Source organism: uncultured Agitococcus sp., assembly GCF_937920075.1.
Classification (GTDB): Bacteria; Pseudomonadota; Gammaproteobacteria; order Pseudomonadales; family Moraxellaceae; genus Agitococcus.
This window is the reverse complement of the sequence record NZ_CALETI010000095.1, coordinates 1-11,526: the sequence shown is the minus strand read 5'-3', so window position 1 is coordinate 11,526 and position 11,526 is coordinate 1. Positions and strand designations below refer to the sequence as shown.

Sequence of the window (11,526 nt, the reverse complement as noted above, 5' to 3'; positions counted from 1 at the left end):
AACATCAAATACTTCTTTGTCCGCAAGGTATTGCTCTCCAAATATTCTTATGCCTTTGTGGTAATGCCCGGCGGCTATGGCACGCTCGATGAGTTTTTTGAAGCCATAACGCTTATACAAACCAAGAAGGTAAGCCATTTCCCCGTTGTGCTGATGGGCAAAGACTATCATAAAGAATTGATGCAGCATGTAGAGAAAATGCTTGCAGAAAAAACCATCAGCCCCGGCGATGAAGATTTGTTCCTGTTTACCGACTCGGTAGACGAAGCCGTGGCGCACATCAAAAAACATGCTATAGAGGGCTTTGGGCTTACCAAACAAAAGAAATACCGCCCACTGAGCATATTGGGCGAACGCAGAAAGTAACCAACCTGCAAACGCTGTGTGATAATTATCATGTATACAAGGCTGTAGCAATTGTTATATTTGCGCTCTTTGCCTGGTATGTGGTACGCTCTGGTATTTCTTGCGTCGTTTCTGGTAGATCTTATTCCGTTTGTGGGGCCGCCCGCATGGACGGTTATGGTATTTTTCCAGATGCGTTTCGATTTGAATATATGGATAGTACTTGTAACCGGTGTATTGGGCTCGGCATTGGGTCGCTACATACTGAGCCTGTATATTCCCTTCTTTTCGGACAAAGTGCTGAAACCCTCTAAGCGGGAAGACATAGAATTTATTGGCAAGCAGTTACAGGACGGCAGCTGGAAGGTGCAGGCCTTTGTGTTTTTCTATACCATGGTACCCATGCCATCGGTACCCCTGTTTACAGCAGCGGGTATAGCGCGTGTACGTATGCTGGGCTTTATGCCTGCTTTTGTGGCCGGCAAGTTTGTAAGCGATATGATAATGGTGCTGAGCGGCGACTATGCTGCCCGCAACATGGTGGCCCTTACCGAGGGTGGCCTATCGTGGAAGAGTATACTGGGTGTAGCATCGGGCGTAGCGATGCTGCTGGTTTTTCTGGGTATAGACTGGCGCACCCTTATGATGCACAGTCGCCTTCGTTTCGACTTCCGTATCTGGAAGTAGCTCCCCTCTTTTGTCAGAAACCTGACCATAATCAGTCTGTTGTTTGAGCCCCGTCATGAACCCCCGGCCGGGGTCTGAATAGTTTTGTTGCGTATTTCTATTCAGTGCATATGAGCGCATTATTTGTTTTGGTCATTGTGAGTATTGCAGTAGCAGCTACTTTTCTCGGTGCCTTCATCTGGAGCGTTAAAACCGACCAGTATGAAGACCGTGACGGGGCTTCTATGCGTATGCTGTATGACAATGACGTAAAAAAATCTTAAAGCAGTTTTTAATCAACAATACCGTTATGAATGTAGCATTAGACAGAGACGTTACACAGGTAGACAAGTTCAACTACGACAACAAGATTGTAAAATGGTTTGCTTACGCAACCATCATCTGGGGTGTTGTAGGTATGCTGGCGGGCATTTTGGCCGCCTTTCAGCTTGTGTACCCATCGCTGAACTTCAATTCAGCCCCAACCACATTTGGCCGTGTAAGGCCCGTACACACCAATGCCGTCATCTTCGCCTTTGTGGGCAACGGTATCTTTATGGGGGTGTACTACTCGCTGCAACGGTTGTGCAAGGCGCGCATGTTCAGCGACAAGCTCAGTAAGTTCCACTTCTGGGGCTGGCAATCTATCATAGTACTGGCGGCTTTAACCCTGCTGGCGGGCTTTACTACCGGTAAGGAGTATGCCGAGCTGGAGTGGCCAATTGACATTCTGATTGCCATTGTTTGGGTGAGTTACGCGATTGTTTTTTTTGGCACCGTTATGAAGCGCCAAACTAAGCACATTTATGTGGGCAACTGGTTCTTTGGTGCATTTATTATCACTATTGGTGTATTACACATTATCAATAGTATGGCTGTGCCTGTCAGCTTGACTAAATCTTACTCCATGTACAGTGGCGCAACCGATGCCATGATTCAATGGTGGTATGGTCACAATGCCGTTGGTTTCTTCTTAACAGCCGCTTTCTTGGGCATGATGTATTACTTTATTCCTGTACAAGTGGGTCGTCCTGTTTATTCATATCGCTTGTCTGTGGTTCACTTTTGGGCATTAATCTCGGTGTATATGTGGGCTGGTGGTCATCATTTACACTACACCGCTTTACCTGACTGGACTCAATCTTTAGCAATGGCCTTCTCCTTAGTGTTATTTGCACCAAGTTGGGGGGGCATGATTAACGGTATTATGAGCTTATCAGGTGCATGGGATCGTTTACGTACTGACCCCATTATCCGCTTCTTAGTTGTGGCTTTATCCTTCTATGGTATGTCCACCTTCGAAGGCCCAATGATGTCTATCAAAACCGTTAATGCTTTATCACACTACACAGACTGGACTGTTGGTCACGTACACTCAGGTGCTTTAGGTTGGGTTGGTATGATCAGTATCGGCTCTTTATACGTGTTAATCCCACGTGTTTTTGATCGTGAGCGTATGTATAGCATTAGTTTAATTAACTTACACTTCTGGTTAGCTACTATTGGTGTAGTAATTTACATCGCTTCATTGTGGATTTCCGGTATTACCCAAGGCTTAATGTGGCGCGCTGTTAACGAAGACGGTTCTTTAACTTATAGCTTCGTGGAATCAGTTGTTGCCAGCCATCCTTACTGGTTTGGTCGCTTCATTGGTGGTGCTTTATATTTAACAGGTATGTTGGTAATGGCTTATAACGTTGCCATGACCGTCATGAATAAAAAACCTGTTGGCGCAGACAAATTAGGCTAAGCGGGAGGAATTCAAATGGCTGATCACAATGCCCCAAGCAATAATGTGCATGATCTCGTAGAGAAAAATGTAGGCGCATTAATTGTGTTAATTTGCGTTGCAATTAGTTTTGCAACCTTGGTAGAGATTGTTCCTTTATTCTTCCAACAAGAATTGAATGATCCTAAAGCTGATGCTCGCTTAGATATGAAGCCTCTCACCGCCCTACAAATGGAAGGCCGTGATGTTTATATCCGTGAAGGTTGTCACGTTTGTCACTCACAAATGATTCGTCCTTTACGTGCCGAAACCGAGCGTTATGGTCACTACTCCATCGCTGCTGAGTCTGCATGGGATCACCCATTTTTGTGGGGCTCCAAACGTACAGGCCCAGATTTAGCCCGTATTGGTCAAAAATATTCTGATGAATGGCATCGTGCGCATTTAATGAATCCACGTGATGTTGTGCCAGAATCCAATATGCCAGCTTACCCTTGGTTAGCTGAAAATAAATTGACGGGTGAATTAACCGCCAAAAAATTAGAAGTGTTTCGTGGTTTTGGCGTGCCTTATACTGATGCTGACATCGCTGGTGCAGCAGAAAGTGTTAAAGGTAAAACTGAAATGGAAGCCTTAATTGCCTATTTACAACAATTAGGCACAGCCCTTAAAGAGCGGAGATAAGAGATGAACGGCATGGTATTGCTTTATATCTTTGGCACTTTCTCAGCGATTTTTGCCTTTGCTGGCGTGTGCTGGTGGGCTTACCGTCCAGCGCACAAAAAGCGGTTTGAACAAGATGCCATGCTCGCTTTAGATAGCGATCCTCTTTATCAAAAAAACCGTCAATCAGCGGGAGATAAATCAAAATGAGCGCGTTTTGGAGTGCTTATATTATAGTTCTATCACTGGGCTGTTTAGCCTTTGTGATTGGTGTCATGATTATGGCAAATAGCCTAAAAGTGACACGTGAGGCTGACAATACAACTGGTCATGAATATGATGGCATTAAAGAATATGACAACCCTATGCCCAAATGGTGGCAGTGGCTCTATTGGGGCGGTGTCGCATTCTTTATATTTTATGTTTTAGCTTATCCAGCTTTAGGTTCTTACAAAGGCTTTTTAGGTTGGACATCCGTAGGTGAGCATGATAAAGACAAAGCTGCATATGACGCAAAATATGCACCAATCTTTAAAGCTTATGCTGCTAAACCGATTGAAGAATTAGCTCATGATGCCGCTGCAATGAAAATTGCAGGTCGTTTATATGTCAACAACTGTGCAGCTTGTCACGGTGCTGACGCACGTGGTGCTAAAGGTTATCCAAACTTAACCGATAACGATTGGTTATATGGTGGTGAGCCAGCTCAAATCGTGGAAACGATTACTAATGGTCGTTTAGCGGTTGAAGGTGGTAGCAAGATGCCTGCTTGGGGTGAAACTTTAGGCGAACAAGGCGTCAAAGAAGTTACTGCTTATGTGTTAACTTTATCTGACCGTAAATTGTCTGAGGCTGATCAAAAATTAGCTGAAGCAGGTCAAGCTCGTTTTGCAGTATGTGCTGGCTGTCATGGTGCTGATGGCCGTGGTATGCATGCTGTAGGCGCACCAAACCTAACCGATACTATTTGGTTATATGGTGGCAGCCAAAAAGCTGTTGAAGAAACCATTCGTCATGGCCGTAACGGTGCTATGCCCGCATGGAAAGACCGTTTAGGTGAAGAAAAAGTACATTTGCTAGCTGCATATGTTTACTCTTTATCTCATGGCGGTGCTGCTAAGCACTAAGCTTTGTTAGGACTTACGCTTTGCGTAAGTCCTAATGACTGTTATCAATTTTTCTTATCAATTAATTTTTATATATCAGTTATGCTCTCATTTAGTAATTATATGTTTATCTGTTTGCTTTAGCACATAAAGATATAATTATTGCCACAGAGGTAGCCAGTCTCATCATGAGTAAAAAAATTCCTACTCAAGACCAGTCCCCTAATCCCGTTCAAATTCATAGCCCAAAACTTATGCACATCGATAAAGCGAAAATTTTTCCTGGCTCTATTCGTGGTTTTTATCAAAATATTCGTCATAGCATAATGGGACTTATTTTTTTCATTTATGTTGCTTTAGCATGGGTCACATGGGATGGCCGTCAAGCGGTATTATTTGATTTAGAACATCGTCAGTTTTATATTTTTGGTTGGACATTTGCCCCACAAGACTTCTTCTTTTTATCGTGGCTATTAATTATTGCTGCATTTACTCTTTTTGTAGTGACGGTGTTTGCTGGTCGTGTCTTTTGTGGTTATGTTTGTCCACAAACCACATGGACAAGTTTGTATTTATGGATAGAAAAAATCACTGAAGGTGAACGTAATGCACGCATGAAGCTTGATAAAGCACCTATGTCCGTCAATAAATTTACCCGTCGTGCTGTTAAACATTTTTTATGGTTGTTAATTGCTTTTGCCACAGGTTTTGTGTTTGTTGGCTATTTCACACCAGTACGAACTTTAGCCGAAGATTTAGTGACCGGCAATTTAGGCGGCTGGGGTTATGTGTTTATTTTACTGTTTACCGTATTAACTTATCTCAATGCTGGTTGGATGCGTGAACAAGTTTGTTTTTATATGTGCCCTTATGGCCGTTTCCAAAGTGTGATGTTTGATAAAGACACCTTAATTGTTTCTTATGATGCAGAGCGTGGTGAATCACGTGGTGCACGAAAAAAGACGGCTGACCCCAAAGCAGCAGGCTTAGGTGACTGTATTGACTGTCAATTATGTGTTCAGGTTTGTCCAACAGGCATTGATATTCGTGATGGCTTACAACTAGAGTGCATTCAATGTGCAGCTTGTATTGATGCCTGTGACAGCATTATGGATCAAATGGGGTACCAACGTGGTTTAGTTCGTTATACCACGGAAAATATTCTTGAGAAAAAGTCAGGCTACCATTGGTTGCGTCCACGCTTAATAGGTTATAGTGCTATGGTTGTCATTATGGTAGGACTTTTTGTCTATACTTTGGCAGGCCGTGTACCCCTAAGTATTGATGCCATTCGTGACCGTAACCAACTTTATCGCGAAAACAGCGAAGGCTTGATCGAGAATGTCTATACCCTCAAAGTTATGAATAAATCTCAACAAACTCAACAATACCACCTGTCATTAGTTGAAGGTCAAGAGCATATTCAATTAATGCCAATTGGTGATTTTAGTTTGGCTGCTGGCGAAGTGTCTAACTTGCCTGTCACGCTTCAAGCAGACCCTATGGATCTCAAACAAACTAATACCAAAATCTCCTTTAAAGTTGAAGCGGTTGCTGATAAAAACGTCACCGCACAAGTGGAAAGCCGCTTTTTATCACCTAGTAACTAAGACTGTAGGACTTATGCTGATAAGTCCTCGCTATTTCATCTTTGGACTGATACAACGCCCGTTGCCTCAGTCCTACTCTGACTCAATACGGATGATTCACGCTTTTGAGGTAATCACCAATGACTGATACTGTTGACAACAAACCTTGGTACAAACATCCTTGGTTATGGTTTTTGATTGCAATACCAGTTGTTTCTGTCACTTTAAGTTTTACCATGCTCTTTGTTGCTTTAAATCATAAAGACTCTGAGGTTGAAGGCGATTGGCGAAAAAATAAAAAAGCCATTCAAGAAAATTTTAATCGTGAAAATTATGCTAGTGCCTTGAGCATTAACGCGTTACTAAGTGTTAATGGCAATCAATTGACCGTTAAAATTTCTAGTCCATATCCTTTAGATAAAGATGCGCTGCCTAAACAGTTAAATGTTATTTTTTCTCATCCTACTCATGAGAATAAAGATCTGCGTTTAGTACTAAATCAACAAAACAATGGCGACTATCAAACGACTATCGGCCAAGAAATTTCTGGTCGTTATTATTTAGACGTGAATACCACTGTTTGGCGATTGAAAGAAACTATCGAAATGCCTTTAGTTGCTCCCTTAACAGTTAAGCCTTTAGCCTTAGATATTTAAGTCTATGAGTGAATCCTGTTTTCATTGTGGTGAGCCTTTGCCCACCACACCTTATCGTTTAACGATTTTAGGCAAAGAACAGCCTTTATGTTGTTTAGGTTGTTATGCAGTGGCCGAAACCATTGTACAAAATGGTTTAGAAAACTATTATTTAGAACGTACAACCATTAGCCCAACTGCCGCACTTCCAGAAGCACTCGAACAACTCAAAGGTTATGATCATCCCGATACCCAAAAACAATTTATGCACCGAGAGCAAGATTTAGCTTGTGCCGAACTCAGTGTTGAAGGGGTATCTTGTGCAGCTTGTGCATGGTTGATTGAAAAACGCTTAACCCAAGAACAATCTGTTAAACAAGTTAGCCTCAATCTGAGCAATCATCGCTTGCGGTTGTTGTGGGATGACAAAAAAACACCTTTAAGTCATTTACTAGTAGACTTAGAAAAACTGGGTTATAAAGCCCGACCTTTTCGTACCGATACTCATGCCTCTTTATTAAAAAAAGAATCCCGACAATTATTAATGCGATTAGGGGTAGCAGGTTTAGGCTCAATGCAAGCCATGATGTATGCAGGTAGCCTGTATGTTGCCGAAGACATGACCTTAGACCATCGTGATTTTTTACGTTGGGTCTCTTTATTAATTACGACTCCCTTATTTTTTTATTCGGCTTATCCATTTTATCGTTCGGCTTGGTTTTCGCTCAAGGCACGCACCTTAAATATGGATGTGCCTGTTACCATTGCCTTAATTTTAACCTTTGCGGCGAGTATTTATAATACCGTCATTGGCGCACCAGATGTTTATTATGACTCGGTGACCATGTTTATTTTCTTTTTATTAGCAGGTCGTTATGTTGAAACTCAAGCACGGCGCAGAGCCAGCGAGACAGCCAACGATTTAATCCCTGTTATTCCGCGTTTAAGTCATCGCTTATTAGCGAACGGTCAAACTGAAGATGTACCTGTCACTGACTTACAAATTGGTGAACATATTTTAGTTAAAGCAGGTGAAACTATTCCCTGTGATGGTCAAATTATTCAAGGCCAAAGTAGTGTTTCGGAAGCTTTATTAACAGGTGAAGCCTTACCGATTAGCAAACAACAAGGCGATACCGTGGTCAGTGGTAGCCAAAATCATCAACATCCTTTAACCATTGAAGTCAGCCAAATAGCACAAGCTAGCACTTTAGCCACTATTCATCAGTTAATTAATCGTGCTTTAGCCGAAAAACCCGAACTCGCCGAACAAGCTGATAAATTTGCCCATTGGTTTATTTTAAGCATTTTACTGCTATCTCTAGTGGTTTATGGCGCGTGGTCGGTGGTTAATCCTAACTTTGCCTTATTAGCCACCATTGCCGTTTTAGTAGCCACTTGTCCATGTGCTTTATCATTGGCCACACCTGTTGCCTTGACTGCTGCCACACATCGTTTAGCGCAGCAAGGCTTTTTGGTCACTCGTGGTCATGTTATTAATCGTTTAGCCCAAGCGACACACATTATTTTTGATAAAACAGGCACGTTAACCACAGGTGAGTTGCAACTGGTTAAACAAGAAACGTTGCAAGGTAATGACCAAGAAGCTTTATTGATTGCTGCTGCCCTTGAACAATATTCTGAACATCCGATTGCTTATGCATTTAAACAATTAAATCTTCAGCAACTCCCAATTGTTGAGCAATTACATAATGAAACGGGATTTGGTTTAAGTGGCATCATTAAAGGGAAATATTACCAGCTTGGTCATGCTCAATTTGCTTTAGGCCAAGCTGACCAAGACTCATGTGATGATTTTTTAAGAGTTTGGTTAAGCTGTAATCAACAAGCCATTGCTTATTTTGACTTCAAAGACACAACACGCACTGAGTCTGCAACCATCATCAAACAGCTCAAAGAACAAGGCTTAAAAACGGTTTTATTATCGGGCGACCGCTCACAGGCTCCCTATCGTTTAGCCAAAGAACTCGCTATTGACGAAGCGCATGGCGGATTATTACCTCAAGAAAAAGCCCAATATGTTCATCAACAACAAGAAATGGGGGCTGTGGTAATTATGGTAGGTGATGGCGTTAATGATGCACCTGTTTTGGGACAATCACATGTTTCTATTGCCATGTCATCAGGTGCAGATTTGGCACAAATGACCGCAGATGCCGTGTTATTAGGCGACCGCCTAAATGCTCTCGTGCTTGCTAATCATATTTCTCACCGTGCCTCTCGCATTATAAAACAAAATCTTGCATGGGCTTTGGTGTATAATCTCGCTATTCTTCCTCCTGCGGCATTAGGTTATGTACCTCCTTGGTTAGCCGCCATTGGAATGTCGTTAAGTTCTTTATTTGTGGTATTTAATGCCTTACGCGTTTGACAGAGGTGTCTTATGGACTATGTCTATTTGCTAGTATCGTTAAGTCTGGTACTACTTGCTGGTGCAATTTGGGGCATTATTTGGGCAGTAAAAAGCGACCAATTTGAAGACTTAACTGGCCCCGCTGAACGAATTATTCTTGATGATAAAGAACTACGCCGACAACAAAATGGCCAGTAGTTTATTAATCGTCACTGCTCTTGCGGCAGGTTTTTTTGGCTCGCCACACTGTTTGGGAATGTGTGGTGGAATTGTCAGCGCATTGAGCTTTGCCTTACATCAACAACAAACTAGCCAACGTTTGTATTTACAAAGCTTGTATCATCTTGGTCGGTTATTAGCCTATAGTTTACTAGGTTTGCTCGTTGGTTTTTTAGGTCAAGGTTTATTAAGCCCTTTGGCTGGCTCAAAATGGCCTTATTTATTCACCTCTTTAATGATGATAGCGTTTGGCCTATATTTGGCAGGTTGGTGGAGAGGTTTAGACAAACTTGAACGTCTAGGCGCAAAATTGTGGCAAACCATGACACCTTTGCGGCAACGATTTATGCCTATCAATAACAGCCCTCGTGCGCTAGTGGCAGGCATGTTATGGGGATTCTTGCCCTGTGGCTTGGTCTATAGTGCTTTAGCTTTGGCCATGACCAGTGCTAATCCATTAACCTCAAGTGCCGTCATGTTTGCGTTTGGTTTAGGCACTTTGCCGATGATGTTATTAGCTGGTAGTACCGCTGGCGCACTCAAACAAAAACTGCAACAACATGGTTGGCGCACTGCCAACGGTTTATTAATTATGGCTTTTGGTATTTGGACATTAATTCAAACAGTCATTATTCAACATCCAAACAGCCATCAACACCACTCTATTCCTCAAAGTCAAAACACACCATGAACGCATCTAAAGACCCATTACATGGCTTAACACTACAAATTTTACTTGAGCGTTTAGTGTATTTATACGGTTGGCAAGAACTGGCTCGTTTTATTAACATTAATTGTTTTAAGAATGAACCTAGCATCAAGTCGAGTTTAGTATTTTTGCGTCGTACTCCTTGGGCAAGACAAGAAGTTGAACAATTTTATCTAAAATATGGCCACGAAGAGTGGTTAAAAGATCAACTGTAAATTCATATTATGGCTGATAATCAATCAAATTATCCAATTGCCATTCCTATGATTGATGCTAATCATTGTACAGCTTGTGGACGATGTGTGGCGGCTTGTCCACCCCATGTGTTATGGTTAGAATCGGCTCAAGCTAATGGTTGGGGCAAAAAAACGGCGGTTTTACATACGCCCAAAGACTGTACAGCCTGTGCCAAATGTTATGTTGCTTGTCCTTTTGATGCCATTACCATGGTTCGCACCTAAACCTTTAATTCCCTTCTTAAAACTTTACCAATAGAAGACTTCGGTAAACTTTCCACAAAAACAATTTGCTGTGGTATTTTATATGTTGCTAATTGACCTAATAAATAATCTTGTAATTGATTTTCGGTTAATTGAGCATCTTTACGAACTATAAATAATTTAATTGCTTCATTACCTTGTTCATCAATCATCCCTACAGCCGCACATTCTATAATGGCCGGATGTTGCCCCACAACTGATTCAATTTCATTAGGATAAACATTAAATCCCCCTATAGTAATAATATCTTTTTTACGATCAACAATGCGTAAATAACCATCAGCTTGAATCAGCGCAATATCTCCTGTTTTTAACCAACCATCAAAAGTAATGGTATCAGCCGTTGCTTGAGCGTGTCGCCAATAGCCTTTCATGACTTGAGGGCCTTTAACCCATAACTCACCACATTCACCTAAAGGACAATCTTGATTATCTTCACCAACAATCCGAATAAAAGTATTAGGGACAGGTAACCCAATTGTGCCAGTTTGAATCGCTAAGGGTGGATTAATTGCAATCACAGGTGAAGCTTCGGTCATACCATAACCTTCACATATTTTACATCCCGTCACTTGTTGCCATTGTTCGGCAATATGAGGTTGAATGAGTGAACCGCCTGCAATGGTTAGTTTTAATGACGAAAAATCAACAGTTTTAATGTCAGGATGATTTAATAAAGACACAAATAAAGAGTTAATTCCCATTATGCTCGTAAAACGATATTTTTTTAGCTCATTAATTAAGTCATTGGTTTGTCTTGGGTCAGTAATCAATACTGTATGTATACCCAACATCATCCCCATACAAGACAAACCAAACGCAAAGACATGATATAAAGGCAAAGGACAAACCATCGTCTCTCGCCCTACTTGTAAACTTGTCGATAAAAAAGCAAAAGTTTGTAGCATATTACTGGTAATACTACTATGTGTTAATACTGCTCCTTTAGCAATACCTGTTGTTCCACCCGTATATTGTAAAACAGCAATAT

At 41.6% G+C, this 11,526-nt stretch carries 15 protein-coding genes; 14 read left to right on the top strand and 1 reads right to left on the bottom strand.

Annotated features, from left to right (window positions below; translation table 11 throughout):
* The 14 genes from Q0212_RS03455 to Q0212_RS03395 form a co-directional block, all read left to right on the top strand.
* The coding region (locus tag Q0212_RS03455; RefSeq protein WP_297922266.1) for an LOG family protein at positions 1-366 on the top strand (366 nt) is incomplete at its 5' end.
* Positions 367-444: 78 nt separating this feature from the next.
* Positions 445-1,032, top strand: a complete 588-nt coding sequence (locus tag Q0212_RS03450; RefSeq protein WP_297922263.1) for a hypothetical protein — start codon at positions 445-447, stop codon at positions 1,030-1,032.
* 110 nt (positions 1,033-1,142) lie between these two features.
* Complete coding sequence (ccoS, locus tag Q0212_RS16775) at positions 1,143-1,295, top strand: cbb3-type cytochrome oxidase assembly protein CcoS (protein ID WP_367175540.1); 153 nt, start codon at positions 1,143-1,145, stop codon at positions 1,293-1,295.
* Positions 1,296-1,321: 26 nt separating this feature from the next.
* Positions 1,322-2,761, top strand: coding sequence for a cytochrome-c oxidase, cbb3-type subunit I (ccoN, locus tag Q0212_RS03445; RefSeq protein ID WP_297922260.1), 1,440 nt, complete (start codon positions 1,322-1,324; stop codon positions 2,759-2,761).
* 15 nt (positions 2,762-2,776) lie between these two features.
* Positions 2,777-3,424 (top strand): cytochrome-c oxidase, cbb3-type subunit II, encoded by a 648-nt coding sequence (gene ccoO / locus Q0212_RS03440; protein ID WP_297922256.1) that lies wholly within the window; start codon positions 2,777-2,779, stop codon positions 3,422-3,424.
* Between the two features lie 3 nt (positions 3,425-3,427).
* Entirely contained in the window at positions 3,428-3,613 is a 186-nt protein-coding gene (locus tag Q0212_RS03435) for a CcoQ/FixQ family Cbb3-type cytochrome c oxidase assembly chaperone (protein WP_297922253.1), read from the top strand.
* On the top strand, positions 3,610-4,530 hold the full coding sequence (gene ccoP, locus Q0212_RS03430) for a cytochrome-c oxidase, cbb3-type subunit III (RefSeq protein ID WP_297922250.1): 921 nt from the start codon (positions 3,610-3,612) through the stop codon (positions 4,528-4,530). The genes Q0212_RS03435 and ccoP overlap by 4 nt, the downstream gene beginning before the upstream one ends.
* 167 nt (positions 4,531-4,697) lie before the next feature.
* Positions 4,698-6,119, top strand: a complete 1,422-nt coding sequence (ccoG, locus tag Q0212_RS03425; protein WP_297922247.1) for a cytochrome c oxidase accessory protein CcoG — start codon at positions 4,698-4,700, stop codon at positions 6,117-6,119.
* Positions 6,120-6,238: 119 nt separating this feature from the next.
* The gene (locus Q0212_RS03420; RefSeq protein WP_297922244.1) at positions 6,239-6,754 is read left to right on the top strand and encodes a FixH family protein; all 516 of its coding nucleotides are present in this window, start codon (positions 6,239-6,241) and stop codon (positions 6,752-6,754) included.
* 4 nt (positions 6,755-6,758) lie between these two features.
* A complete protein-coding gene (locus Q0212_RS03415; RefSeq protein WP_297922241.1) occupies positions 6,759-9,125 on the top strand; it encodes a heavy metal translocating P-type ATPase in 2,367 nt (788 codons plus the stop codon).
* 12 nt (positions 9,126-9,137) lie between these two features.
* Entirely contained in the window at positions 9,138-9,305 is a 168-nt protein-coding gene (gene ccoS / locus Q0212_RS03410) for a cbb3-type cytochrome oxidase assembly protein CcoS (protein ID WP_297922238.1), read from the top strand.
* A complete protein-coding gene (locus tag Q0212_RS03405; protein ID WP_297922236.1) occupies positions 9,268-10,017 on the top strand; it encodes a sulfite exporter TauE/SafE family protein in 750 nt (249 codons plus the stop codon). Before ccoS (Q0212_RS03410) ends, Q0212_RS03405 begins: the two co-directional genes overlap by 38 nt.
* The gene (locus tag Q0212_RS03400) at positions 10,014-10,250 is read left to right on the top strand and encodes a VF530 family protein (RefSeq protein ID WP_297922233.1); all 237 of its coding nucleotides are present in this window, start codon (positions 10,014-10,016) and stop codon (positions 10,248-10,250) included. The genes Q0212_RS03405 and Q0212_RS03400 overlap by 4 nt, the downstream gene beginning before the upstream one ends.
* Before the next feature lie 9 nt (positions 10,251-10,259).
* Complete coding sequence (locus Q0212_RS03395) at positions 10,260-10,496, top strand: ferredoxin family protein (protein WP_297922230.1); 237 nt, start codon at positions 10,260-10,262, stop codon at positions 10,494-10,496.
* On the opposite strand, the gene Q0212_RS03390 is transcribed toward Q0212_RS03395, so the two are convergent.
* Positions 10,493-11,526 (bottom strand): AMP-binding protein (locus tag Q0212_RS03390; protein ID WP_297922227.1); only part of this gene is annotated, 1,034 nt, incomplete at its 5' end. The genes Q0212_RS03395 and Q0212_RS03390 overlap by 4 nt on opposite strands.